Raw genomic sequence first — 25,534 nt, 5'->3', positions numbered from 1 at the left:
GCGACAAGAAAGGCAATCGATATGAACAAACTCTCACGCATCTTCACGCTTGCGGCGTTCTCGGCCGTTGTCATCGCGGCTCCCGTCCGCGCCGACGACGTCAAGGCGGGCGATCTCGTGATCTCCCAGGCCTGGAGCCGGGCGACGCCTGGCGGCGCAAAGGTCGCTGGCGGCTTCCTGACCATCGAGAACAAGGGCTCGGCGCCCGATAAGCTCGTCGCAGTGACCGCAGAGATCGCCGGGAAGACCGAGGTCCACGAGATGGCGATGGACAATGGCGTGATGAAGATGCGCCCGCTGGACAAGGGGCTCGTCATTGAGCCCGGCAAGACCGTGAAGCTCGCGCCGGGCGGCTATCACCTGATGCTCCAGGATCTCAAGGGCGCGTTCAAGGAGGGCGAGAAGGTGCCGGTCACGCTCGAGTTTGAGAAAGCCGGCAAGGTCGTGGTGTCGCTCGACGTCCAGGGTGTCGGTGCGCAGGCTCCCGGCGGTGGCGGAAGCATGATGATGAAGAAAATGCCCGATCATTCGGGAATGAAGATGTGATGAAGCTGATCAAGTCCCAGATGACCCTGCGTCGAACCATCACGAGCCTGGTGCTCGGAGCGGCTGCATTGTTGTCGGCCGCGGCAACACCCGTTGCGGCTGACGACGACAGTTTCTTTACCCATCTGCATACCGAGAAGGCGATGGCCAATGTTACGGTCTCGCCCGGTCGCGCCGGTCCGGTCGAGATTGCCATCCAACTCGAAACGACGGACGAGGCGCCGCTCACGGCAAAGGCCGTGTCGGTGACACTGGTAGACACGCAGACGGGTCGGAAGCTCACGCCGGTCGAAGCTAGGCGCAACGGCGAGGACGGCTGGCGCGTGAAGGTCGCGCAATTGACGCCGGGGCGCTGGATGCTGGGCCTCGGAATTGCGATCTCCGAGGCTGATCATGTCAACGTGGAATCACCGATCCTGATCAAGTGACGGTGTCGAAGAGGCTAAACATGTCGAAGCGAATCTGGCTGATCGTGATGGCTGCGCTTGCCGCATCGCCTGCGGCGGCCCACGTCTATCTGGAAGGCAAGCAGGCCACGGTCGGTGCGTCCTACAAGGCCGTCTTCGCCGTGCCGCATGGCTGCTCCGGCTCGCCGACGGTCAAGATCCGTGTGCAGATTCCGGAAGGCGTCATCGCCGTGAAGCCGATGCCGAAGGCCGGCTGGAACGTCGATGTCGTCGAGGGGCAGTATGCCAGCGCCTACGACTATCACGGCAACAAGCTGACTTCGGGCGTGAAGGAAGTGGTCTGGTCCGGCGGCAAGTTGCCGGACCACAATTACGACGAGTTCGTCGTCAGCAGCTTCCTCACCGACAGCTTGAAGCCTGACACCACGCTGTATTTCCCGGTGGTGCAGGAATGCGAGAAAGGCGTCAGCCGCTGGATCGAAATTCCGGCCGAAGGGGCCGCGCGTTCGCACGAGGACAAGTCGCCGGCGCCAGGCGTGAAGCTTCTGCCCAAGCCGTAATGCGTCGTCTCGCTGCGCTCGTGATGCTGTTCGTCGTCGCCGGCACTTCGACCGGCGCGTTGGCGCATGCGGCGCTGATCTCGGTCGAGCCGGCGAGTGGCAGCATCCTGGCGAGCGCGCCAAAGGCGGTGGAGCTGCGCTTCAACGAGGCGGTGACCCCCGGTGCGATCCAGCTGATCGATGGCGCGGGGAGGGCTCGCGACGACGCAACCGTCACGACATCAGGCGAGGGCGTTTCGATCACGATGCCGCCGGACCTGCCGCAGGGCACCGCAGTCGTGAGCTACCGGGTAATCTCGCAGGACGGTCATCCCGTCGCGGGATCGGTGATCTTCTCGGTCGGCAGGCCGACGGCGACGCAGCCTCCGGCCAATGAGGATGGCCGGTTGAACGCGCTGATCTGGCTGTCGCGGATCGGTCTCTATCTCGGACTGTTTGTCGGTGTAGGCGGCGTATTCTTTGCCCGCTGGATCTCGTGGTCGATGACGGGCATGAGCGTGCCCCGCGCGGCGCTCCTTGTTGGCCTCCCGAGTGCAATTGTCTCTCTCGGTGCGCTTGGGCTCGATCTCCTCGGTCTGCCGCCGGCATCGATCACGACGGGGGCCCCCTGGAAAATCGCGTTCGCGACCAGCGCTGGCCCCGCCTTGCTTGTCGCCATCGCGGCGATGCTGCTCGCGTTGATGGCGCTGGGCCGCGCGTGGTATGCGCGCGCTCTTGCGGTCATTGCGTTCACCGGCGTCGGGCTTTCGCTTGCCATCACCGGGCACGCGGCAACGGCGTCGCCCGAGGTGTTAACGCGGCCGGCGATCTTTCTCCATGGCCTCGCCGTTGCCTTCTGGATCGGCGCGCTGGCACCGCTCGCGGCGCTGCTGTCGAAGCCGACGCCGGCGGTGCTGCCGCTCTTGAACCGCTTCTCGCGCATCGCCATGCCGGTGGTCGCAGCGCTGGCGCTGACCGGATTGACGCTTGCGATCATCCAGCTGGAAAAGCTTTCTGCGCTGGTCGAGACCAGCTATGGGCTCATTCTCTCGGTCAAGCTGGCGCTGGTCTTGTCCCTGCTGGCGCTCGCCGGGCTCAATCGCACTCGGCTGACGCCGGCGCTGGCGAAAGGCCAGGGTGCGGCGGTTGCGCTCAAGCGTTCGATCCTGCTCGAATGTGGGGCCGCGCTCGGTATCTTCGCCGTCGTCGCCGGCTGGCGCTTCACGCCGCCGCCGCGGACCATGGTGCCGGAGACGCCACTGGCAATCCACATCCACACCGACAAAGCCATGTTCCAGGTGCTGGTGTCGCCGGGCAAGGCCGGCGTTGACGATTTCGTGCTCCAGCTCATGACCGGCGAGGCGACGCCGCTGAAGGCCAAGGAGGCTACTCTGACGCTTAGCCTGCCCGAGCGCGGCATCGAACCGATGGAGCGCGACGCCAAGCTCGGGCCTGACGGCTATTGGCACGTCCGCAAGGTCGAGCTGCCCTTCGCCGGCCGCTGGCATGTGCGGATCGACGCGCTGGTGACCGATTTCGAGAAGATCACGCTCGAGGACGATCTCGAGGTCGCACCGCCTTAAGGCGAACACGGTTCATGTCGAACCTGAAGGCAACGGAAAAATGACAGGAATTCCGCCGCGTTAGCGGCTTTTCCTCATTCCCGGCCTTGTGTTTTCGCTCCCAATCCGGTTTCACTGCGGGCCATCACTGATTCCCAGAGTATTCCCATGCGGTTGTCGCGGTTCTTTCTGCCCATTCTGAAGGAAAATCCGAAAGAGGCGGAGATCGTCTCGCATCGGCTGATGCTCCGCGCCGGCATGATCCGGCAGGAGGCGGCCGGCATCTATGCCTGGCTGCCGCTGGGCTTCCGGGTGCTGAAGAAGATCGAGCAGATCGTGCGCGAGGAGCAGGACCGTTCCGGCGCGCTGGAACTGTTGATGCCGACGCTCCAGCTCGCCGACCTCTGGCGCGAGAGCGGCCGCTATGATGCCTACGGCCCGGAGATGCTGCGCATCGCCGATCGCCACAAGCGCGAGCTGCTGTACGGGCCGACCAACGAGGAAATGATCACCGAGATCTTCCGCGCTTACGTGAAGTCCTACAAGAACCTGCCGCTGAATCTCTATCATATCCAATGGAAATTCCGCGACGAGCAGCGTCCGCGCTTCGGCGTGATGCGCGGCCGCGAGTTCCTGATGAAGGATGCCTATTCCTTCGATCTCAACGAGGCCGCCGCGCGCGTCGCTTACAACAAGATGTTCGTCGCCTATTTGCGCACCTTTGCGCGGATGGGGCTGAAGGCGATCCCGATGCGCGCCGAGACCGGCCCGATCGGCGGCGATCTCAGCCACGAATTCATCGTGCTCGCGGAAACCGGCGAATCCGGCGTGTTCATCAATCGCGACGTGCTGGACCTGCCGGTGCCCGGCGAGGATGTCGACTATGAGGGCGACCTGACCCCGATCATCAAGCAGTGGACCTCGGTCTATGCTGCGACGGAGGACGTTCACGATCCCGCGCGGTTCGAGCAGGAAGTGCCGGCGGACAAGCGCGTGAACACTCGCGGCATCGAGGTCGGCCAGATCTTCTATTTCGGCACGAAATATTCCGAGCCGATGAAGGCGATGGTGGCGGGCCCGGACGGCGTGGACGTGCCGATCCATGGCGGCTCCTACGGCGTCGGCGTCTCGCGCCTGTTGGGCGCCATCATCGAGGCCTGCCATGACGATGCCGGCATCAAATGGCCGGAGGCGGTGGCGCCGTTCCGCGTGTCGATCCTCAATCTGAAGCAGGGCGATGCCGCGGTCGATGCGGCCTGCGAAAAGCTCTATGCCGAGCTCCAGGCCAAGGGCGTCGACGTGCTCTATGACGACACCGACCAGCGCGCCGGTGCAAAATTCGCGGCCGCCGACCTGATTGGCATCCCCTGGCAGATCATGATCGGGCCGAAGGGGCTGGCCGAGGGCAAGGTCGAGATCAAGAAGCGCAGTGACGGCTCCCGCGAGACGATGTCGCCAGCGGACGCGGTCGCAAGACTCGTGGGCTGATAAGGCTGGTCGGCTGAATATTGTTCATCGCCCGATATCCCGGCCGCCAATCCGGCCACAATTGACCCCGAATCATGGGATTATCGAGCGATGGATGAAACCATGACCGAAACCGTTCAAACTGCGCCGTTCGCACCCTTCGAGTGGATGCTGTCGGCCCGCTATCTGCGGGCGCGGCGCAAGGAGGGATTCATTTCGGTCATCGCCGGGTTCTCCTTCCTCGGCATCATGCTCGGCGTGGCCACGCTGATCATCGTGATGGCGGTGATGAACGGCTTCCGGAAAGAGCTGCTCGACAAGATCCTGGGGCTGAACGGCCACATCCTGGTCCAGCCGCTGGAATCGCCGCTGACCGACTGGAAGGACGTCGCCGAGCGCATCAGCCAGGTCCAGGGCATCCGGCTCGCTGCCCCCGTCGTCGACGGCCAAGCGCTGGCGTCCTCGCCCTGGAACGCCTCGGGCGTGCTGGTGCGCGGCATCCGCTCCGACGACCTGAACAACCTCACCTCGATCGCCAAGAACATCAAGCAGGGCTCGCTCGAGGGCTTTGACGACGGGCAGGGCGTCGCGATCGGCCGGCGGCTCGCCGACCAGTTGTCGCTGCATGCGGGCGACAGCGTGACCTTGGTGGCGCCGAAGGGCGCGGTGACGCCGATGGGCACCACGCCGCGCATCAAGCCCTACAAGATCGTCGCGGTGTTCGAGATCGGCATGTCCGAATACGATCTCGGCTTCGTCTTCATGCCGCTCGCCGAAGCGCAGGCCTATTTCAACCGCAGCAGCGATGTCACCTCGATCGAGGTGTTCACCACCAATCCCGACAAGATCGACGCCTTCCGCAAGTCGGTGACGGAGGCCGCGGGCCGGCCGGTGTTCCTGGTCGACTGGCGGCAGCGCAACTCGACGTTCTTCAACGCGCTCCAGGTCGAGCGCAACGTGATGTTCCTGATCCTGACCATGATCGTCCTGGTCGCGGCGCTGAACATCGTCTCCGGCCTGATCATGCTGGTGAAGGACAAGGGCAGCGACATTGCGATCCTGCGCACGATGGGCGCTTCACAAGGCTCGATCATGCGGATCTTCCTGATCACGGGCGCCTCCATCGGCGTGGTCGGCACGCTGGTCGGCTTCTTCGTCGGCCTTGTGATCTGCCTCAACATCGAATCGATCCGGCAATTCCTGTCCTGGCTGACCTCTACCGAGCTGTTCTCGCCGGAGCTCTATTTCCTGTCGAAACTGCCCGCCGAGATCGACGTCGGCGAGACCACGGCCGTCGTCATCATGGCGCTGACGCTGTCGTTCCTGGCGACGCTCTACCCGTCGTGGCGCGCCGCGCGCCTCGATCCGGTCGAAGCGCTGCGGTACGAGTGAGGGGCTGATGGAGCAGCAGCAGGGGGCGGAAGATGTACCGGTCATCTATCTCCACGAGATAAAGCGGCAGTACCTGCAGGGCGAGGCGGCGCTGACTATCCTGGACAACGCCAAGCTCGCGCTGTGGGCGGGCCAGTCGGTCGCGCTGGTCGCGCCGTCAGGCTCGGGCAAGTCGACGCTGCTGCACATCGCCGGCCTGCTCGAGGCGCCCGATTCCGGCGAGGTCTATGTCAACGGCGCGCCGACCTCGCAACTGCCCGACATCGAGCGCACCCAGCTGCGCCGCACCGATATCGGCTTCGTTTACCAGTCGCACCGGCTGCTGCCGGAGTTTTCGGCGCTCGAGAACGTGATGATGCCGCAGATGATCCGCGGCCTGAAGAAGTCCGAGAGCGTCAAACGCGCCAAGGAGATCCTCGGCTATCTCGGTCTCGGCGACCGCATCACCCATCGTCCGGCGGAGCTGTCGGGCGGCGAGCAGCAGCGTGTCGCGATTGCGCGTGCGGTCGCCAATGCACCGCGCGTGCTGTTCGCCGACGAGCCGACCGGCAATCTCGATCCGCACACCGCCGACCACGTGTTCCAGGCGCTGATGCAGTTGGTGAAGGCGACCAAGGTCTCGATGCTGATCGCGACCCACAATATGGAACTCGCCGGCCGGATGGACCGGCGCGTGTCGCTGTCGAACGGCCAAGTGGTCGAGCTCGAATAACAAAACGCGAAAACAACCCCATGCACAGTAGCCCGCGGCCCGGTCGCGGGCTCAAAGGTGTTTTCGTATTTTGCGAATCGATTTGACCCGTCGGGCAAAACAGTGAGATGATGCCATCGTCGCGGCATGGGCCCTGCGGGAGTTCCACCTCGATCGGAACGCCGCCCCAACCGCCGCGCCTCCCACAACCGCTCGCCGCGTGGTTCGACGCGCAACCCCGGCGGCGCTGACGGAGCTGCCGGCCTTCCCACCCTGGCGAGCTATTGTTGCTTGTTTCGGTTCTTGCTAGCGCCTCGCAATTTCGGCGCCGTGTCCGTCGGAGTCGCACTGGCGATTTGCCGCATCTGGATGCAGGTGAGAAGATCGACATAGCTCGGACTTCCTTCGCCTGTCGCTTCGCCCAGGCAACTGTCGCGAACGGGCCCTGGGGTCGCCGTCCAGAGCGTCTGGAGTTGCTGCCGCGCGTCCGTTTCGTCGCGCATGCAGTCGGCAAAACTCTGGGATTCCGAGAGACCCATCGCCTTGTCGGTCGCGGTGGTGGCTTGGCACTGCGCCTCGACCTTCAGTTCGGGGACGCGATCGGAAACGGGTATCACGAACAATTGGCTTCCGAGAAACGCTGCAGATAATGCCGCAATCTTCATCTCAACCTCCTTCAAGTACTGGCAATTGAACTGCTTCGCCGCACCGAAAGGCGCCGCGTCAGAACTGACCTGGTTGAGCCGGCGGAGCGGGCCAATCGGACCGCAGGTTATTCCTGCTGTTGCGATCGAATAGGTCTTGCCGGCAGACGAAGCTGCTCTTGCAGCCACCGGCGAAGACGATCGCATTCGGTGGCACTACGGCCCGCACCGGTTGGGCACTTTGCAGCGCGGCACTCTTGGAATAGCGGACGGAGAGCGATGGCACCACCTCGGGCGTGCCCGCGTCAATCGTCATCTGCGGCGCAGCTGTTTGGGCGGTTGCAGTGCCGGTTATTGCGAAAGCCGCAGCGGCAAGCGTGAGGACGCGCGATGCATTGAAGAACACTTACACTCTCCTGCATTCGGTAAACGTCGTTTGCAGGGAGCCACAGTGTTCCGGGCGAGTGTTGATTCAGATCAACCAGCGCTCCGCCTGCTGCAGTGCGGGGCCGGGCCGGTTCATTGTTCGAAGAACCAAAATCTTCGGTTCGAGCGGGAAGTCGCGCATCATCAATCGTCGCGGCTTGCTGGAAGCCGGTTATTTTGTGATCACGTGCTTCGTCGGCGTGACCGCTAGCGGAGGCGCGGGCGGCGAGATTGCAAATGTCACCCAGGCGTTCCAGCCCGCTGGTCGGGCTTCGGCAGCAAATTCCCCATAGGCCTTGAAGTTGAGATAGCCCTGCATGTCACCGACCGGAAAAATGAACCCGATCTGCGGGCCGATACCAGCCACCTGCGAGCGGAAACAACCGACGCGATCGCCAGAGCCACTATCGCAGCCGAGCTGCTTGTAGACGTAGCCGACCAAACCGACCTGGACCTGCTTGCTCAGGAATTGCGAGGCGCCCCAGTCGAAGTGCATGTCGACGCCGCTTTGATACTTCGTGTCCGGGTTCTCGAAATTGTAGGTGAAGCCGAGCACGCCGGAGAACTCATGTCCGGTCTGCGGATTGAAATAGGTATAGCCACCGCCCGCATCGATCGTGCCGTGCCCGATCCCGAGATTGGCAAGGCGTCCCGACTGGTAAGCCCCGACCGGGATGTCGCCCGTGATGTAGGTCATGTAGTTGTTGACGCCGGCATTCCAGCGCAGGGCGAACTGCGGGATCACATCGCCGAAGCTGGTGATGGAGTCGCTGATGGAATCGGAACGTGAAAATGGGATTGAACCGAGGGGTGTCGATAGGCTGCGGATTGCTGTGCTCAGGAACGGTTTGCAGATGCATCCCAACGATCGCGATATGCTTTCCGCGGCGCTCACGCTGAGTCGCGAGAGAGGGGATTCCGCATCTGCCGTCGGCTACGCCGAACAGCTCTCACGCCTGATGCAGGGCAATCGCGAGATCGAAGACCTCATCAAGCAGCTCAAGCAATAGGGAGCTGCGACAAAGGCCGCGGCGTGGCTAGTTTCGCACCGCATAAGGCGGCGTCCTGAGCAGGTCGCGACTTTCCTTGATCCAGGTCAACGCCTGTAAGCACCGGTAGCGACGATTGTCTCGGGTGTCAGTGCGCGCCGAGATAGGCCGCTTGTATGCTCTCGTCCGACATGAGGTTGGCACCACTGCCTTGATCGACGATCGTACCGTTCTTCAGCACGTAGCCGCGGTCGGCGATTGCCAAGGCCATATGGGCGTTTTGCTCCACAAGCAGGATCGTGACCCCGCTTTTGTTGATCGTCTCGATGATATCGAAGATGCGCTCGACGAAGAGCGGCGAAAGTCCCATCGATGGCTCGTCAAGCAGGAGTATCCGCGGGCGCTGCATCAGCGCGCGGGCCACGGCGAGCATTTGCTGTTCACCTCCCGACAGCGTACCGCCGAACTGCTTGCGTCGCTCGGCAAGGCGCGGGAACAGCTCGAGCATCTCGGCCATTCGGCTGGCGATATCGGCCTTCGAGTTGACCGTGAAGGCGCCCATTTCGAGGTTCTCGATCACGGTCAGATCGGCAAAGATGCGGCGCCGCTCCGGGACATGGGCGAGCCCAAGGCGCACGACGTCATGCGGCGGAACCGATCCGAGGGAGCGTCCATCCAACAGGACCTCGCCGGAGCGGATGGGCAGCAGGCGCGAGATCGCACCAAGCGCTGTCGTCTTTCCAGCGCCGTTGCTGCCGATGAGCGTAACGATTTCGCCTTCGTTCACGATCACCGATAGATCGCGGATCGCGTGGATTGCTCCGTAGAACACGTCGATATTCTTGACCTCAAGCAGAGGCCGTCCGGCCGATCCCGATGCATTCGTCATGACGTCTTTCCGCTCTCCGATGTGGCCGTGCGCGCCGCAACGCCGCGTCCGAGATAGGCTTCGATCACCTTGGGGTGCGTCCTGATATCGTCTGCTCCGCCTTCCGCGATCTTGCTGCCGTAGTCGAGGACGACGATGTGATCGGAAACGGTCATGACCAGCCGCATGTCGTGCTCGATCAGCACGACAGCTATGCCGAGGTCCGAACGGATCCGCAGGATCAGCGCCTTGGCGTCCTCCGTTTCCTGCGGATTCATGCCGGCGGACGGCTCGTCGAGCAGCAGGAGCTTCGGTCTCGTGGCGAGCGCGCGGGCGATTTCAAGGCGGCGCTGCTCGCCATATGCAAGACTGCCGGCGGGCACGTCCGCCTTGTCGGCAAGGCCGACGAACCCAAGCAGTTGAATGGCGTCCGCAATCGCGGAATGCTCCTCATTTGCATAGGCGCGCGTGCGGAACAGGGCGCCCCAATAGCCCGAACGCATATGCATCGATCTCGCGACGACGACATTTTCGAGGGCCGTCATTCCCGCGAACAGGCGGATATTCTGAAACGTCCGCGCAAGGCCTGCGGCTGCGACTTGATCGGGCCGGAGGCCGACGAGGTCAACGCCGTCGAGCAGCGCCACGCCAACGTCCGGCCGGTAGATCCCGGTGATCAGATTGAAGAACGTGGTCTTGCCGGCTCCGTTCGGCCCGATCACCGAGATGATCGACCCGCGCGCGACTTTGAGCGTGACGTTATCGACCGCGGTCAGGCCGCCGAACGATTTGCGCAGGTTCGTCACATCCAGGAGCAGATTGCTGGTCACGAGGCTCTCCCGGCGTCTCTTGCTGAAATGGGACGCCGTTCGGCAGGGACCAGCCCGCGCGGCCGGTACAGCATCATGGCGATGAGAATGAGACCGAAGATCAGCCGTTCGTATTTGGAGGGTTCGAACTGCGTCGGCAGGTTGGCGAAGGACCAGCCGAAAATCTCAAATCCGGTCGCGCGCAGGTGGTTTAATCCGGCCGAAAGCGACTTGAGGATCTGCAGGTTGAGGATCGTGACGAGCCCGGCCCCCATCATCACGCCACGTATCGAGCCGAGCCCACCCAGCACGATCATTGCGAGAATGCCGATCGACTGATTGAAATCAAAACTTTCGGGGCTGACGAAGGTCTGCTTCGCGGCAAAGAGGACGCCCATCGTGCCCGCGAAGGCCGCTCCAGTCGCAAAGGCGATCAGCTTGGTCCTGACCAGCGGAACGCCCATGGCCTGCGCGGCGATCTCATCCTCGCGGATCGCGACCCACGAGCGTCCGATACTGGAGCTGTCCAGTCTGCGATTGGCGAGCACGGCCACGAGCACCAGCGCGAGCACGACAGCGTAATAGATCAGTGCCTGCCATCTGAAGGTGGCCACCGCCGTGTCGGTTGCGAGAACGCGGGCGGCCTCGGTGAGTGGTTGCGCGATCCCGGCGATCCCTTGCGGGCCATTGGTGATGTTCACGGGCTTGTCGAGGTTGTTGGCGAGAACGCGGATGACCTCGCCGAAGCCCAACGTGACGATGGCGAGATAGTCGCCTTTCAACCTCAGCACCGGCAATCCGAGCAACGCGCCGGCGCCAGCCGCGACAAAGATGGCGACGATCACGATGACGAAGAACGCATCACCTTGCAGCGGGAATCCCGCGCCGAGCAACGCGGCTCCGTGGGGAGAGCTGACAATGGCCCAGAGGTAGGCGCCGACCGCGAAGAATGCGACGAAGCCGAGATCCAATAGACCGGCGAAACCCACCACGATGTTCAGCCCCAGCGCCAGGACCGCAAAGATGCCGACCTGAATGGCGACGTCGAGATAGAAGGTGTTGCGCATTCCGATGACGGGCAGGGCACACAGCAACACGAAGGCCAGCACGAGCCCACCGACGCGCGGATCGGTCTTGTCGAAGTCGCTTGCCAGGAAGAGCGGGACAAGCAACGCGACGAACGCCACCGTGTCCATCAGGCCGTTGCCCGTGAAGACGAAAATACACAGCAGGGTCACGACCAGCGTATAGGCAATCAGCCACGCAGATCTGGAAAACGGGCGGCTGACCATGAACTACACCTTTTCCGTGGAGGGACGCCCGAGCAGGCCGGTAGGTTTGAAGATCAGGATGAGAATGAGGATGCCGAAGGCGAAAATATCCTTGTATTCGGTGCCTATGGCGTTGTTCGTCAGGATGGGAACGAACGTCCCGATCAACATCTCGATCAAGCCGAGGACGATGCCGCCAACCATGGCGCCGGGAATTGACCCGATGCCGCCAAGGACCGCCGCGGTGAACGCTTTCAGGCCAGGGATGAATCCCGAGAACGGATCCACGCGTCCGAACTGTAGCGCGTAAAGCGTTCCCGCGACGCCGGCGAGCGCGCCGCCGATGACAAACGTCAGCATGACGATGCGGTTGACGTCGATGCCCATCAGGCTGGCCGCCATGCGGTCGGTTGCGACCGCGCGGATCGCCTTGCCGAGCCGCGTATGGGTGACGGTATATCGGAGCCCTGCCAGCATCGCTCCGGCGACGATCAGGATGACGAGCGATTTCATCGGAACGCTGTCATTGGGCGTCAGCGGCAGCGGAATATCGAAGAACGGCATCGACGGGAACGGCCGGATGAACTGGCCGAACAGGCTTTCGACGAACCGCACGGCGTCCTGCAGGAAAAGGCTGATGCCGATGGCCGTGATCAGCGGAGCCAGCTTTGGTGCATTCGAACGCCGCAAGGGCCGGTAGGCGACGCGCTCCGCGAGGCCCGCGAGTGCAGCCGAGACAGCGGCCGCGACAATCATGGCGAGCACCAATTGTATGACGGGGTGGAGCGGGGAGCCGGCCAGAACATAGGTGAGCAGTTCGACCGCGACGACGGCGCCCACCATGAAAATCTCGGAGTGGGCAAAATTGATCAGGCCGAGGACGCCGTAGACCATCGTGTAACCAAGCGCGATGGTGGCATAGAGCAAACCGAGGATGAGTCCATCCGCCAGCGTCGATGGAAGCAATTCGAGGACCAGCTGAAAGGACATGTCGCAGCTTTCCGAAGGCGCAATCGGCGAGGGCGCCCGGTGTGAGGCAGGGATCGGGGTTATCGGGCCGCGGAGCGCAGGGCGCCGCGGCCGCCATGAAGCGCGATCGCAGCGGTTCAGGACCCGCCGGGGGCTGCGACGTCGATGACCTTGACGATCTTGTTGGCGTCAGCCGACTTGCCGGCTTCGATCACGACGTATTTCGCGCTCGCGATGTCACCGCGATTGTTGAAGGCGACCGGGCCGGTGACACCGTCGAACTTGACCTCGCGAACCGCCGCGGCCACCGCCGCGCGACTGGGCATCGCGCCACCCTTGGCCTTGGCTGCGGCGACGATTGCCTCGATGACCACGCGCGCGCTGTCGTATCCGTAAGCCGAGTAGACCTCCGGATCCTTGTTGAACTTGGCCTTGTAGGCCTGCGCGAAGGCGGCGGCGGCCGGCATTTGCGAGAGCGGCAAGGCCGTCGTCGTAAAATAGGCGTTGGTCATATTCTCGGGCCCGGCGATTTTCTGCAGATCGCCGCTGTCCAGGCCATCGCCACCAAGGAAGGCGGCCTTGAGGCCCTTTTGCCGCATCTGCTTGATGATCAGGCCGCCCTGGGGGTAGGTGCCGCCGTAGTAGACGAGATCGGGCTGGTCGACGCGGGCGCGATTGAGGATCGAAGAGAAGTCGGTCTCGTTCTGGTCCATGCCGGTGGACAGGATGACGTTGGCGCCGCTCTTCCGGATCGCCGCTTCAAAGGTCTGGGCGATGCCGGAGCCATAGGCGGACTTGTCGTTGATGATGTAGACTTTCTTCGCCTTCAACGTATCGGTCGCGAAATTGGCGCCTGCCGGCCCTTGAACATCGTCGCGGCCGCAGATGCGGTTCGCGATGGCGCGCGTCGTCTCGCGATCGGTGATCGCCGGGTTCGTGTTGGCCGGCGAGACCATCGCGAGATTGTCCTTGGCGTAGACTTCCGAGGATGGAATCGCCACGCCGGAATTGTAGTGGCCGACCACGCCGAGCACGGCGGGGTCGTTGAGGATCCGGTTGGCGTTGGCAACGCCGACGTTCGGCGTGGCCTGATCGTTCTCCGGCTGGAGCGAGAGCTGGAAGCCCATGTCGGTCAGTTGCTTGGCGAACTGGGCGACGGCCAGCTGGGCGCCAAGCATGATGCCTTCGCCGGCGACGGATTGCTGTCCCGAGAGAGGCGACTGCGTGACGATCTTGATTGCACCTTTGTCTTGAGCGGTCGCTGCGCAGGAAAGCAGCATCAGGCCGGTGGTGGCCGCAGCCAGAGTCTTCATCAATGTCATGGTGACTTCCCCCTTCTCGAGAGCGCCCGATCGGCTCACCCAGATCGGAACAAACACGCCTGGGAAGGGATCATCGATTGGGGGATTTACGCTGGCTATTTGGCGGCTTGCGTCATCATGACGTTTGCTTATGCTCACGCAGCATCAGATAGCACCAGAAACGTATGGTCGGGGCCAAAGGCCTTGACCATCGGTCCGGGATTCCGAGGTTGGGTCGGCGGAGGCCCGGTCTGTCCCGCGGCTGGACCAGCGCGGCGGGCTAGCTCGGGATGTGGCGCGGCGAGTGATTGCCAACGTTCGAGGACGTCCGATTGTCCTGCCGATCAGAGCGGCATTTGCAGCTTAAAAAAAGGACATTTCGGTTGTGCGTCGCGATCAGGAACGGTGCGGGTTCGGCGGCCACTGCTCTGTTGCCGGGGTCATCCCCGTCGGTCGGGCATCCAGATCGGCGCGATGACGCCTGGGGGATCACGGATTATGGGGGCCTCCGCTTGCGCCTCGGCGGCGTTTCCATAATATGCTTCTGGAGCATCAAATAGCGTCAGGGGCGAATGGTCCAGGCGAAAGTCATTACGAAATCGGCGGAGGACTCCGCCAGCGAGATGCAGCGATCCTTTGCGGAGAATCTCCGTCTGGCCTGTAGCTACGCACCGTCCGTTTCGGAGGTCTGTCGTCGTCTCGACATCAACCGTACGCAGTTCAACCGCTATCTGCGCGCGGCGGCGCGTCCGTCGCCCAATATCCTCAATCGCTTGTGTGATTATTTTGGAGTTGAGGCGTCGGAATTCCATCTCGCACCGGCGCAGTTTGCGCGCATCATAGCGCTCAAGCGACGGACGTCGAAGCCGCGTCCACCCTATGCGGATGGCATCGACAGGCTGCGCGCGGCATCGCTTCCGGCGCTACGCGGTTATGTCGGCTACTATCACGTCTATTATTATTCGATGAGCTCGCCGGGAATGATCCTGCGCGGGCTCACGCACCTGTTTACGCACCAAAACCAGGTCTACTATCGGCGTATCGAACATTTCTCCGATCCGGAGCGGAGGGGCGCGGCCTACAAGTGCCGATATTCCGGCGCCGCCTTGTTTCTCCAGGATCGGATATTTCTGATCGACTACGAGACGCTGACCGGCAACGAGGTCACGCAGACCATCCTGTTTCCTTCGCGGCGCAACAAGATCGCCCGGTTGACCGGGCTGATCATGGGGGTGTCGTCCGGAAGCCAGCGCAGAATTGCCTGCTCCCGTGTGGTGTTCGAATGGTTGGGCGCGGAGATCGAAGTCCGGCCCGCGCTGACGAATTGCGGGCTGTTTGCGCCCGATGCGCCGACGATCCCGCGTTCGATACGGGACATGATCGACAACACCATGCAGCCGAGTGCGCCGCTGTTTTACCCGGTCGATGCATGACGTAGCCGGCGCGGCTCGCGACGCCGGCGCCGATTGCGACTTCAAGGCGTTTGCCGCCCGTCACTATTGTTCCGGGCGCGCCTCCGACAATTCCAGCCAAAGCCGGACGAGCGCTGCCTCGGCCGTTTCCGCGTCGCCATTTTCCACGCCGAGACGCCAGAGTGGCGCGCCGGCCGCGTAGGCGCCAGGTGCGAGGCCGCCTTGCTCGCACTGGCTGACTGCGCGCAACCGACATCCTCTTCGAAGTGCAGCATCGAAAGCGTCAAGGAGAGCGGCATTGCTCACGATCGTGCCCGGTCCAAACAGCCGCAGGACCGCGCCGTCGAGCTCCGCGAGCGCCGCCGAGACCATGCTGGCGGGCATGCCGGGTGAGATCGTCAGGATCGCCACGCGAACATCGCCGAAACGTCGAGGGCGAAACTGCGCAGCGCCGATCGGCGGTGTGACGGCGCGAAAGGAGTCCGGTGCGCTGGAATGGCGCTTGACCAGTCCGGTCGCAGCGACCGTGCGCCCGGCGAAGGCAAGCCAGACACCGGGAGGCGCGGTGAGGGCGGATTGCAATGCGAGCTCGAGGTTCGATTCAGCGTCCCCGCCCGTGCCGAGCGGGCGCATCGCACCGCTCAGAACAATCGGAAAGGGTGCACCCGCCAGAGACTGACTGAGTGCAGCTCCCGTGAAGCTCATCGTGTCCGTGCCATGCGTGACGACAGCGCCGTCGCCCGACCAGTCTTCGAGACGTGAGATGATCCGGTTCCAGTGCTCGTGGCCAATGTCGGCGCTATCGACAAGGGGGTCGAACGAGCAGATCGATAAGCGCGCCCCAGGCGGTCCAAGCGCGGCGGCGGCGTCCTCCAAGACGCCGGCGGCGGGTGCGAGTCCGTCGGCGGATCCGCGCATGGCAATCGTTCCGCCCGTATGAATGAGCAGGATTTGGGGGCTTCGTTTGTCCGAGAGCCCGGCTGGGCGATCTTGGTCCAACTTCGTCGATGCCGAGCCGCCTGTGCTGCTGGGTGTGCCCGACATCATGCCTGGAAGCCTGCGACGGCACTTCCCGGTCGAGGCACGCCGCGCCTTCCCGCAAGCGAACGGTCAACCAGCTCGCGCGCGACAAGATCGGTGACGTCGATGAGTTTCTTGCCGGTTTCGATATCCGAGATCAGCGGCAGTTCGGTGCAGGCAAGAATGACATGATCCGATTTCAGCCCCTCGACGAGGGTCTGGAGGCGCGGCCGCAGCGAGGGATCGCGACTTCCGAGACGTTTCACGTCGAGAATGAGATTGTGCAGCTCCGCGGCGTTGGACGGGGTCTCGACCGCGACGATGTCCTGGAGCGACTGGTAGGCAGACCACGGTCCAAGGCTCGTGACCGGGGCGGCACCCAGAAGGGCTATGCGCTCGACGCGGTGGCGTGCGACCCAAGCGGAGAGCGCGGATTGGAATGACACGAACTCTCCCGGCAGGCCGAGCGAAAGGATGCGCGGAGCGAATAAGTTGAGTGTATTGCAGGCGATGGTATAGGCATCCGCCTGGACCGCTATCGCGGCGATCGTCTGCTTCAGGCTGTGCCAGACGATTTCTTCGTTTTCTTCGAGGTCCATCGACAGGCCCAGCGTGGGCTCCGACAAGACCACCACGCGCGGGGCGTCGAGGTCTCCGCGGAAATCGCCGCCAAAAAGCGTCTGGTTGCGGGCAAGAACCTTGCTCCAAAGATCGATTCCGGCCTCTGGGCCCGAACCCGCAACAATCCCGATCGATGCGCGCGTTGCCCCTTCTGTCGTCGGCTTCATAGTGTCGGCCTTGCTTGCATGACTTGTCTTCGTAGATCGTCTTTCGCGACCTCCAAGCCAATTTCGCTTTCTGTCGCTTGATGATGCGAAACGATGCTAGAAGCGCGCCAGAGAGCGCAGCCATGCAGAGCGGGTCTCGAGAGTCCCGACGGGATCAATTCTCCAGCCTGGTTTTGGCTCGCCCGCTGCGGCGGCGCATCGCCGCGGCGGGCAGGCCGGTTACGGCCTGATCACCGTCATGTTGAACGGGCCGGCGTTGGCGGCGGCATAGGCGACGGCCTCGTTGGCGTGGTCGAGGTCGAAGGCCTTCGTCTCGTACTGATCGAGGCGCAGGAGCCCCGCGCGGACCATCGCGATGAGGCGGATGGCTGCATCCGGCGGATACATCCAGACCCCGTGGATGGTGATGCATTCACGCATGATCCAGTTGTAGGGCAGCTCCAGGCCCGGGCCGCCCTGCATGTTGACGCCGCCCATCAGCACCACGCGCCCGTAGGGGCGCACCGTCATGATCGCGGCGCGCACCACATTCGTCGAGACCGAGGGGGGCATGATGTCGAACACGCAATCGATCGGGCCGGGTGCTGCGCGCTTCATGCTCTCGCGATCGTCGGCCTCGTTGCCCGAAAGCTTCACCGGCTTGACGCGCTCGCCGTAGCGACGCACGAGCTCGGCGAGCATTTTCTCGTTGCGCCCCGGCGCCACGACCCAGGCCGCGCCCATCGCCAGCGCCACCGCCACCGCGGCGCTACCGAAATTGCCGGTCGCGCCGCTCACCAGCACGGTCTCGCCGGGTTGGAGTTTTGCGGCCAGGAAGCCGCCATAAGGCACGAGCATGGTGCTGAGCGCGCACCATTGTGCGGCTTCGGCGTCCGTGACCCGGCCGAGCCGCTTCACGTTCTCAGTCGGCAGCCGCATCTGCTCGGCAAAGGAGCCGTGGCGAAAATATTTCTGCAGCCGCATGCCGCCGTCGCCGCGCGCGCTCACGCCCTGCAGCGTGATGTCGGGCGCAATTGCGTCGTCGCGCGAGCGCACGGTTGGATCGCACAGCACCCAGTCGCCGACGGCAAGCTTGGTCGCGTCCGGTCCGAACGCGCGCACGCGGCCGACGCCGCCGGCGCCTGGGACCACCGGCAGGTCGAGGGCGTATTTGCGCTCGCCGCTCAACACCTCGTTCGTATAGGACAACACGCGGGTGGACACGATATCGACGATCACCTCACCGGTGCCGAGCACCGGGTCGGGCACGTTCTCGATCGCGAGCGGGGATCCGAAGGATTTGAGCACGGCAGCTTTCATGTGGTCACCTCATTGTGGGGTGATGGGCATATGGACCGCTTGTCGCGTGCCGGGAAGGCCTGGTATTATCCTAGTACTCGATAAGCCCTCCATCCGCGGGGACACATCCATGGCCGACCCACGCCGCGTCGAATTCGGCGATTTCCTCCGCTCCCGCCGCGAAAAGCTGTCGCCGAAGTCGGTGGGTCTTCCCGCGGGCCAGCGGCGGCGCACCGCGGGGCTGCGCCGCGAGGAGGTGGCCCAGCTCGCCGGCATCGGTGTCGACTGGTACATCCGTCTGGAGCAGGGGCGCACCGTCAGCCCGTCGGTCACCACGGTCGATGCACTGGCGCGCGCGCTGCGCCTGAGCAAGACCGAGCATGCGCACCTCAAGGATCTCGCGCGCGACGGCGCGAGGGGCGCGTTCACCCGTGAGATTGTGACGCCGCCCATTCTGCGCCTGGTCGAAAGCCTGCCGCATCCGGCCTACATCACCGGGCGGCGCTGGGATGTGCTGGCGTGGAACGCGGCCGCCGAGGAGATCTTCGCGTTCGGCCGGCTGCCGGAAGGGGATCGCAACACGCTACTCCAGATGATGACCAACAAGAAGACGCGAAAATCCTACGGCGCGGGCTGGGCCGATGTGGCCAAGCGCATGGTCGCGATGTTTCGCGCCACCCACGACGTCTGGGCCGGCGATCCCGCCTTTGCGGAATTGCTGACGCGCTTGCGCGAAGGCAGTCCCGAATTCGTCAAATGGTGGGGCGCGCATGAGGTGCACGGCACCTTGTCGGGCCGCAAGACCATGACCCATCCGACCAAGGGCGTGCTGCATTTCGAGCACACCAGCTTTCAGGCCAATGATGATCCCGCGCTGAAGCTCGTGATCTACACGCCGGTATAGGGTCGGGTGAACCGCTTTGCGAAACGATGAAGTTTCGGAGTAGGTTCGTCATCGGATACACCGGGGTGGGCTTGGATAGTGACGGGCACGAAACGAACGCGTGAGGGAAGCGGCCGGGTCAAGCTCGAGGCGGTTGCAAGTGCTGCGAATGTCTCGACGGCCACCGTGTCGCGGGTGTTCAACGAGCCGGACAAGGTGTCCGAAGCGATCCGGGAGCGCGTGAAGGAGGCGGCGCGCGCGCTCAACTGGATTCCCAATGCCGCGGGCAGGGCGCTGGCGTCGAGCCGGACGCACATCATGGGCGCGATCATCCCGACGCTGGACAACGAAATCTTCGCGCGTCAGATCGGCGGGATGCAGGCCGTCTTCAGCAATGCCGGCTTCACGCTGTTTCTGGGCTGCTCCAATTATGACCCGCTCGAAGGCTTGCGGCAGGCGGAGGCCATGCTCGCGCGGGGCGTGGAGGCGATCGCGCTCGTCGGCGAGAACCATCCCGCGGAGCTGTTCGCGGCACTGAAGGCGCGCGACATTCCCTATGTCGTCACATACTCCTACAGCAAGCTGTCCGAGCACCCCTGCATCGGGTTCGACAATCGCGCCGCCTTCACCCGGATTGCGGATCATCTGCTCTCGCTCGGCCATCGCCGCTTCGCCGGCATCTTCCAGCCGGTGGCGAACAACGATCGTGTCGCGGCACGGCTTGCCGGCGTGAGGGATGCGCTGGCGGCAGCGGGTCTGCAACTGTCGGACGACAATTTGCTGATCGGTCCGTCGACCCTGGAATTCGGCGCCGAGAGTTTTTCGCACTTGATGACACGGGAACGGGAGTCGCGACCGACGGCGATCGTTTGCGGTAACGACAACATCGCGCTCGGCGCATTGATGGCCGCCAACACGCTTGGCCTGACAGCGCCCAGGGATTTCTCGATCACCGGCTTCGACGATCTCGCGATCTCGTCGCGTTTCGCCCCGCGCCTGACCACCATGAAGGTCGACAACCAGGCCATCGGCACGTTGGCCGCCAATCAGCTTCTCGCAGTCGTTGCCGGCCGCCAGGCTGGCCCGCAGTCCGAAGAGGTCGTTCCCGTGCTGCAGGTGAGGGACAGTTCCGGCAGGTGGCCCGAAGAGCGCGCGTAATCTCCGGCCGGGGAAGGGTGCCCCGCTGGTGGGCTCGCGAGATGGCTGGTCTGCACGAAGCTAAAGCCGAAGTATCTTATTGAAAGACAGGGGAAAACGGCTCTTTCGGCAAAATTGACACCCCGCATGTAAGCGCTTACAGAAGCCGCGGCTCATTGCCATAAGCGTAACGAGCGTTTCGCAGGGAAGCGCCACGGGAGGACATGCGGGAATGCGGGTTGGTCTGTCGAAAACATTGAACGGCTGCGCGGTCGCAGTGACGCTTCTGCTGAGCTCCTTCGCGGCGTCGCCGGCGGCCCACGCCGAAGAGAAGCTCGTGGTCTGGTGGAACAAGGGCTTCTACTCGGCCGAAGAGGACGCGCTGCTGCAGGCGATCCACAAATTCGAAGCCAAGACCGGCGTGAAGGTCGAGCTGTCGCAATATGCGACGCAGGACATCATTCCGAAGACCGTCGCTGCGCTCGATTCCGGTACGGTGCCGGATGTCGCCTATGCCGACACCTTCAACTTCCAGAGCGTCGGCAAATGGGCGGCCGAAGGCAAGCTCGAAGACCTCAGCTCCGTGCTGACGCCGCTCAAGGACCAGTTCGACAAGACCGCACTCGAGACGGTGATGCTCCAGAACGAGCAGACCAAGAGCAAGGGCTACTACGCCTTCCCGGTCAAGCAGGCGACGCTGCATCTGCACTACTGGAAAGACATGCTCGAAGAGGGCGGTCTCAAGGAAAGCGACATCCCGAAGGACTGGAAAGGCTTCTGGTCATTCTGGTGCGACAAGGCGCAGCCAGCGGTCCGCAAGGCGAGCGGCAAGCGCGTCTACGGCATCGGTCTGCCGATGGGCGTGGACAGCAGCGACAGCCTGATCGGCTTTCTGACCTTCGCCGAGGCCTACAACGTCGTCATGGTCGACGACAGCGGCAAGCTGCTGCTCGACGATCCCAAGATGAAGGCCGGTCTCGTTGCCGCGCTGAGGGACTACACCGATATCTACAAGAAGGGCTGCGTCCCGTCCTCCGCGACGAGCTGGAAGGATGCCGACAACAACGTCGCCTTCCACAACAAGACGACGGTGATGACCTTCAACCCGACCATCTCGATCCCCGGCAAGTGGCTGGATGACTCGACCAACCAGACCCTGACCGCCGAGCAGCGGGACGAGGCCAAGAAGAACTACGAAGAGCGCATCCGGACGCTGCCCTGGCCGAGCAAGCCGGACGGTACGCCGATGCACACCCGCAGTTCGGTCGTGGTCGGCGTGATCTTCCAGCAGGCGAAGAACAAGGCGCGCGCCAAGGAGTTCGTGCAGTTCCTGCTTCAGGACGAAAACCTCCAGCCGTACGTCGAAGGCGCGCTGGGCCGCTGGTTCCCGGTGAAGACCGCCGCCGTGAAGTCGGCGTTCTGGAACGGCGACGAGCACCGCAAGATCCTGCGCGACCAGTTCGCAGCCGGCGTCGGCGGCTACGAGATGACGCGGAACTATAAGTTCACCACGGTTAACAACGAGAACGTCTGGGCGAAAGCCACGATCCGTGTGGTGCTCGACAAGGTGCCGCCGGAACAGGCCGTCGACGAGATGATCGACCGCATCAAGAAGATCGTCAGCGAATGACGTCTGGCGTCCGCAGCAGCGCGTGTTGCCGCTGCGGACTCCCCCTTGCCATTGATCTATACTCGCGAGCGGGCAGCGAAACCGCTGCCATGCTCGCCACTCTTTGGAGCTAGCCTGTGACCATCGCTCTCAAGGGCATCATTCCCGTGATGCTGACGCCATTCACCGAGGCGAAGACGATCGACTATTCCGGCCTCGAAAGGCTGATCGAGTGGTATATCGCCAACGGTGCCGACGCATTGTTCGCGGTCGCCCAGTCGAGCGAGATGCAGTTCCTGACGCTGGACGAACGCGTCGAGCTGGCGCGGTTCGTCGCCAGGACGGCTGCCGGCCGGCTTCCCGTCATCGCGTCCGGCCATATCAGCGAATCCAGGGAAGACCAGCTCACCGAGCTGACGTCGATCGCGAAGACGGGCGTCGATGGACTGGTGCTGGTGACCAACCGTCTCGCGTCCCTCGATCTGGCGGGGGCGAATTTCACCGACAATGTGGCCTGGCTGCTCGACAGGCTGCCCAGGGACATGACCCTCGGTCTTTATGAATGCCCGGCACCGTTCCGCCGGCTTCTCTCCGACGATGAGCTGGCCTTTTGCGCCGACAGCGGCCGCTTCGCAATTCTCAAGGACGTTTCGTGTGACCTTCCGACCGTGCAGCGCCGGGTCAAGCTGACGAACGGCTCGCCGCTCCGGATCGTCAACGCCAATGCCGCGATCGCCTTCGACGCGATGAAGTCGGGAGCTCCCGGATTCACCGGTGTGTTCACGAACTTCCACCCCGACCTCTACAAATGGCTGCTGACGCAGCACCAGAAACATCCGTCGCTGGCGAATGAGCTGTCAGTCTATCTCGCGTTGGCCGCGATGGCGGAGCCGATGGGCTATCCGAAACTGGCCAAGCTCTATCATCAGCGGCTCGGCACGTTTTCCTGCATCGAGAGCCGGGCGGTCGATTTCGACATTCGCGAGCGCTTCTGGGCGCTCGATGCATTGATCGACAAGATCGTCGAGGGACAGCAGTCGTTCCGCGCGAAGATCGCAGCCGCAGGCTGAGCGCGACGCGCTCTCGAAAGGACCGCGATCGTCACGTCAGGCCGTCGATGATATCGACGCGCCTGCGACCCTAGCTGCCGCGCCCTGATTGAGGCACCGATGGCCAGGGGCTCTTCGGGGCGGCCGTCGCCGGTGGGCAATTTGCCTCGAGCTGCGTCCATGCCGCTGCCAGGCCCGTCATGTCGATGTCGAACTTGGTCGTGTCCGCCGTTTCGTCCGGCTGCCGCAGGGTCTCCCGGACATGCAGGGAGCGGGACGCCATGATCGCCCTGAACGTGCCGAAATCGAGCGAGCCGCTCCACATTTCGTATTTGCCGGCCCGCACCGATAATCCTCCGGCTTCCTCGTTGGGAGCCGCGTCCGCCGCCATCATGATCGTGCGTTTGCCGACCGCGGCCTCATCGATCTCGGCCGCGAACATCAGCGGCACGCGATTCTTGTTGTTGCAATACAGGCGCCATTCCATCGTTCGGAACGGCGGGCCGTTGTCGTTCTTCAGCGTCGCGAACTTGCTGATGTAAGGCCGGGCTCCCTTCTCCAGCCGCCACATCGTCTCGGCAAGCGGTCGCGTGTCGATCCCGAACCGATACAGTTCGGCGCGCGTCAGCATGTGCAGGTTTTCGAACTTCACGGTCCGGATCAGATCATCGAGCTCACGGCTGATCCCCATCGCGGCAACATAGGCGGTGCGGTCGCGGTCGCCGCTTGCCGTTCGACGCCGCCTGAACTCGGCGATCACTTCCGGGGACGGATGGCCGTGAATGGCAAAGACGAGCCTGGAGTTATGGACCGCCAGCGCAGCGTCAGGGGCCACCTCGCGCGACGTCGCGCCGAGGAAGAGGTAACCGCAGGCCGAGTTGCACATCGCATGGTAGGTGGTCAGCTCGGCCTCGACTTCGCCGGCTGCGTTCTTCGTCTTCAGGCATGCGGCGTCCACCTGCGTGCCCGCTGCACAGGCCGTCGCGATGGTCTGGCCGACCCGTGCGACCGCCTTGCGGGCGCGCAGCAGCCGCCCGATGACATAGGACTGCTCCACATTGCCGCCCGGCGAATGGAGATAGATCGGACGCTGCGTGTCCTTGACGCCGGCGAGGAAGCGGCGAACGCGGGATGCCGCGTCATTGTCGACCTGGCCCTCGATCGCGATCCAGCGATCGCAGCCCGGCCCGCACGCGTCCTGGGGTCCCTTGGCAAGGTAGATCGTCAGCCTGGAGGCAAACCCCGCGATCTCGGCCGGTGTCGGTTCTGCACGCGATGTGCCGGGGAGCGAGAGCACGGCCACGAGGAGCAAAATGCGGGCAAGCATGAACTGACGGGACCAGACGCAGTGAAAGATACGTGCCGACGTTACAGGATGATCGGATTGGTCACAACTTTTAGTGGCATGTTGGGAGGCCGCGAGCTTATTGTGTCACAAGCGGGGATCGATCCCTTCCGTTGACGAGCCCGCGCATGGATTTGCCGCCGACAGGCCCGTGATGCGTGAACCTGCGACTTCCAACTATTACGCCGGCCACAGTGCGCTTACCGATCCCGGCGCTTACGCCAGTTTGATTGGCGGCCTCGCGCTGGATATCCCAGCCTTGTGTCGCATCCTGCACGGACTGCTGATCCATGAGGCCTGGATCGAGAGGCAGGGCTTCGACCCTGCTGCGTTCGCCGGTCAAAGCCGTGCCACGCTGCCTGTGTCCAAACGTCTGGATCAACTTCTGGCGATCGACCCGAGACCGCTGACGATCGCGCGACCGGGCGAGTCGAGAGCCTTGGCGACGTGCCGGGATTTCGCGTTGATCTTATGCGCCGTTCTTCGCCAGCACGGCGTGCAAGCCCGCGTCCGCTGCGGCTTCGGCAGTTACTTTACAGGGCATCCCTATCACGATCACTGGGTGTGCGAGTATTGGGCGCGGGATGAACGACGCTGGGTCCTGGTCGATGCGGAGCTCGACGAGCCGCATCGCAACCTTCTCAAATTCGATTTTGAGCCAACCGATGTGCCGCGTACGGCGTTCATCACCGGTATCGAGGCGTGGCAACGATGCCGGACCGGCGCGATCGATCCCGCGCAGCTCGGCCATGGCACGACCTCCGGTCTGTTCTTCGCGCGCGTCAACCTGGCGCGCGATCTGCTCGCGCTCGCCAAGAAGGAAATCTCGCCATGGGACACGTGGCGTGCGGCGCGCGAACCGCATCTCGAGCTGGATGAGGCCGCTCTGTTGCTCTGGGATGGTCTGGCGCAGCGGGGCGAGGAGGGCGCCGTCGATATCGCGCCGTCGTTGAGCGCTCCGCCCTGGCTCTAAGAGAGGCGTGTGCGCAGGAGCGCTTGCGTCCAACATGAACGCGACTGTGGCGATCGCGCGTGAGAATGTGGCGACAATGCGGAATGCAAACGCAGTGCGCATTCCTCAATATTCTGATCACAGGATTGTGCGCGCGACGTTGTTTCGCGCGTTCGCAGT

The 25,534-nt window shown here is 63.5% G+C and carries 25 protein-coding genes and 2 pseudogenes; 14 read left to right on the top strand and 13 right to left on the bottom strand.

Annotated features, from left to right (window positions below):
- Positions 1-21 precede the first annotated feature (21 nt).
- The 7 genes from NLM32_RS26835 (at position 22) to NLM32_RS26805 (ending at position 6,625) form a co-directional block, all read left to right on the top strand.
- Positions 22-546 (top strand): copper chaperone PCu(A)C, encoded by a 525-nt coding sequence (locus tag NLM32_RS26835; RefSeq protein ID WP_254131839.1) that lies wholly within the window; start codon positions 22-24, stop codon positions 544-546.
- Complete coding sequence (locus NLM32_RS26830) at positions 546-974, top strand: hypothetical protein (protein WP_254131838.1); 429 nt, start codon at positions 546-548, stop codon at positions 972-974. Before NLM32_RS26835 ends, NLM32_RS26830 begins: the two co-directional genes overlap by 1 nt.
- A 20-nt stretch (positions 975-994) precedes the next feature.
- Entirely contained in the window at positions 995-1,513 is a 519-nt protein-coding gene (locus tag NLM32_RS26825) for a YcnI family protein (RefSeq protein WP_254131837.1), read from the top strand.
- A complete protein-coding gene (locus tag NLM32_RS26820) occupies positions 1,513-3,075 on the top strand; it encodes a CopD family protein (protein ID WP_254131836.1) in 1,563 nt (520 codons plus the stop codon). Before NLM32_RS26825 ends, NLM32_RS26820 begins: the two co-directional genes overlap by 1 nt.
- A 147-nt stretch (positions 3,076-3,222) precedes the next feature.
- The gene (proS, locus tag NLM32_RS26815) at positions 3,223-4,542 is read left to right on the top strand and encodes a proline--tRNA ligase (protein WP_254131835.1); all 1,320 of its coding nucleotides are present in this window, start codon (positions 3,223-3,225) and stop codon (positions 4,540-4,542) included.
- Between the two features lie 90 nt (positions 4,543-4,632).
- On the top strand, positions 4,633-5,913 hold the full coding sequence (locus tag NLM32_RS26810; protein WP_200467568.1) for a lipoprotein-releasing ABC transporter permease subunit: 1,281 nt from the start codon (positions 4,633-4,635) through the stop codon (positions 5,911-5,913).
- A gap of 7 nt (positions 5,914-5,920) precedes the next feature.
- The gene (locus NLM32_RS26805) at positions 5,921-6,625 is read left to right on the top strand and encodes an ABC transporter ATP-binding protein (RefSeq protein ID WP_254131834.1); all 705 of its coding nucleotides are present in this window, start codon (positions 5,921-5,923) and stop codon (positions 6,623-6,625) included.
- A 51-nt stretch (positions 6,626-6,676) separates the two neighbouring features.
- Here the strand turns inward: NLM32_RS26805 and NLM32_RS26800 are convergent.
- The 4 genes and pseudogenes from NLM32_RS26800 to NLM32_RS26785 form a co-directional block, all read right to left on the bottom strand.
- A pseudogene (locus tag NLM32_RS26800) lies at positions 6,677-6,882 on the bottom strand (hypothetical protein); the annotation flags it as partial.
- A 3-nt stretch (positions 6,883-6,885) separates the two neighbouring features.
- Entirely contained in the window at positions 6,886-7,269 is a 384-nt protein-coding gene (locus tag NLM32_RS26795; protein WP_254131833.1) for a hypothetical protein, read from the bottom strand.
- 58 nt (positions 7,270-7,327) lie between these two features.
- Positions 7,328-7,654 (bottom strand): hypothetical protein, encoded by a 327-nt coding sequence (locus NLM32_RS26790; protein WP_254131832.1) that lies wholly within the window; start codon positions 7,652-7,654, stop codon positions 7,328-7,330.
- 192 nt (positions 7,655-7,846) lie between these two features.
- A pseudogene (locus tag NLM32_RS26785) lies at positions 7,847-8,497 on the bottom strand (transporter); the annotation flags it as partial.
- Here NLM32_RS26785 and NLM32_RS26780 point away from each other — a divergent pair.
- The gene (locus tag NLM32_RS26780) at positions 8,448-8,684 is read left to right on the top strand and encodes a hypothetical protein (protein WP_254135575.1); all 237 of its coding nucleotides are present in this window, start codon (positions 8,448-8,450) and stop codon (positions 8,682-8,684) included. The pseudogene NLM32_RS26785 and the gene NLM32_RS26780 overlap by 50 nt on opposite strands.
- Before the next feature lie 127 nt (positions 8,685-8,811).
- Here the strand turns inward: NLM32_RS26780 and NLM32_RS26775 are convergent, their stop codons facing one another.
- The 5 genes from NLM32_RS26775 to NLM32_RS26755 all read right to left on the bottom strand — a co-directional run bounded on the left by NLM32_RS26775 (position 8,812) and on the right by NLM32_RS26755 (position 13,902).
- Positions 8,812-9,519, bottom strand: a complete 708-nt coding sequence (locus NLM32_RS26775) for an ABC transporter ATP-binding protein (RefSeq protein ID WP_375143650.1) — start codon at positions 9,517-9,519, stop codon at positions 8,812-8,814.
- Between the two features lie 29 nt (positions 9,520-9,548).
- Positions 9,549-10,361, bottom strand: coding sequence for an ABC transporter ATP-binding protein (locus tag NLM32_RS26770; RefSeq protein WP_254131830.1), 813 nt, complete (start codon positions 10,359-10,361; stop codon positions 9,549-9,551).
- The gene (locus NLM32_RS26765) at positions 10,358-11,632 is read right to left on the bottom strand and encodes a branched-chain amino acid ABC transporter permease (RefSeq protein ID WP_254131829.1); all 1,275 of its coding nucleotides are present in this window, start codon (positions 11,630-11,632) and stop codon (positions 10,358-10,360) included. The genes NLM32_RS26770 and NLM32_RS26765 overlap by 4 nt, the downstream gene beginning before the upstream one ends.
- A gap of 3 nt (positions 11,633-11,635) precedes the next feature.
- Complete coding sequence (locus NLM32_RS26760) at positions 11,636-12,601, bottom strand: branched-chain amino acid ABC transporter permease (protein WP_254131828.1); 966 nt, start codon at positions 12,599-12,601, stop codon at positions 11,636-11,638.
- Between the two features lie 116 nt (positions 12,602-12,717).
- Entirely contained in the window at positions 12,718-13,902 is a 1,185-nt protein-coding gene (locus NLM32_RS26755) for a branched-chain amino acid ABC transporter substrate-binding protein (RefSeq protein WP_254131827.1), read from the bottom strand.
- 551 nt (positions 13,903-14,453) lie between these two features.
- Between NLM32_RS26755 and NLM32_RS26750 the strand changes: the two genes are divergently transcribed.
- A complete protein-coding gene (locus NLM32_RS26750) occupies positions 14,454-15,314 on the top strand; it encodes a helix-turn-helix domain-containing protein (protein WP_254131826.1) in 861 nt (286 codons plus the stop codon).
- 63 nt (positions 15,315-15,377) lie between these two features.
- Here NLM32_RS26750 and NLM32_RS26745 read toward each other — a convergent pair whose 3' ends face one another.
- From NLM32_RS26745 to NLM32_RS26735, 3 genes are all read right to left on the bottom strand, one after another.
- Entirely contained in the window at positions 15,378-16,340 is a 963-nt protein-coding gene (locus NLM32_RS26745; protein ID WP_254131825.1) for an asparaginase, read from the bottom strand.
- Positions 16,337-17,101 carry an aspartate/glutamate racemase family protein gene (locus tag NLM32_RS26740; RefSeq protein WP_254131824.1) on the bottom strand — a complete coding sequence of 255 codons (765 nt, stop codon included), beginning with the start codon at positions 17,099-17,101 and terminating at the stop codon, positions 16,337-16,339. The genes NLM32_RS26745 and NLM32_RS26740 overlap by 4 nt, the downstream gene beginning before the upstream one ends.
- A gap of 219 nt (positions 17,102-17,320) precedes the next feature.
- Positions 17,321-18,400, bottom strand: coding sequence for a zinc-binding alcohol dehydrogenase family protein (locus tag NLM32_RS26735; RefSeq protein ID WP_254131823.1), 1,080 nt, complete (start codon positions 18,398-18,400; stop codon positions 17,321-17,323).
- 109 nt (positions 18,401-18,509) lie between these two features.
- Here NLM32_RS26735 and NLM32_RS26730 point away from each other — a divergent pair, with 109 nt between their 5' ends.
- From NLM32_RS26730 to NLM32_RS26715, 4 genes are all read left to right on the top strand, one after another.
- Positions 18,510-19,283 carry a helix-turn-helix transcriptional regulator gene (locus NLM32_RS26730; protein WP_254131822.1) on the top strand — a complete coding sequence of 258 codons (774 nt, stop codon included), beginning with the start codon at positions 18,510-18,512 and terminating at the stop codon, positions 19,281-19,283.
- Between the two features lie 78 nt (positions 19,284-19,361).
- Complete coding sequence (locus NLM32_RS26725; protein ID WP_254131821.1) at positions 19,362-20,420, top strand: substrate-binding domain-containing protein; 1,059 nt, start codon at positions 19,362-19,364, stop codon at positions 20,418-20,420.
- A gap of 211 nt (positions 20,421-20,631) precedes the next feature.
- Entirely contained in the window at positions 20,632-22,029 is a 1,398-nt protein-coding gene (locus tag NLM32_RS26720) for an ABC transporter substrate-binding protein (protein ID WP_254131820.1), read from the top strand.
- A 116-nt stretch (positions 22,030-22,145) separates the two neighbouring features.
- The gene (locus tag NLM32_RS26715; RefSeq protein ID WP_254131819.1) at positions 22,146-23,078 is read left to right on the top strand and encodes a dihydrodipicolinate synthase family protein; all 933 of its coding nucleotides are present in this window, start codon (positions 22,146-22,148) and stop codon (positions 23,076-23,078) included.
- 70 nt (positions 23,079-23,148) lie between these two features.
- On the opposite strand, the gene NLM32_RS26710 is transcribed toward NLM32_RS26715, so the two are convergent.
- Positions 23,149-24,384, bottom strand: a complete 1,236-nt coding sequence (locus tag NLM32_RS26710) for a hypothetical protein (RefSeq protein ID WP_254131818.1) — start codon at positions 24,382-24,384, stop codon at positions 23,149-23,151.
- 172 nt (positions 24,385-24,556) lie between these two features.
- Here NLM32_RS26710 and NLM32_RS26705 point away from each other — a divergent pair, with 172 nt between their 5' ends.
- The gene (locus NLM32_RS26705; RefSeq protein WP_254131817.1) at positions 24,557-25,375 is read left to right on the top strand and encodes a transglutaminase-like domain-containing protein; all 819 of its coding nucleotides are present in this window, start codon (positions 24,557-24,559) and stop codon (positions 25,373-25,375) included.
- The last annotated feature ends 159 nt before the right edge of the window (positions 25,376-25,534 follow it).

This window comes from Bradyrhizobium sp. CCGUVB14, from assembly GCF_024199935.1.
GTDB lineage: Bacteria > Pseudomonadota > Alphaproteobacteria > Rhizobiales > Xanthobacteraceae > Bradyrhizobium.
The sequence above is the reverse complement of the archived record's forward strand: the minus strand, read 5'-3'. Positions and strand labels throughout refer to the sequence as shown.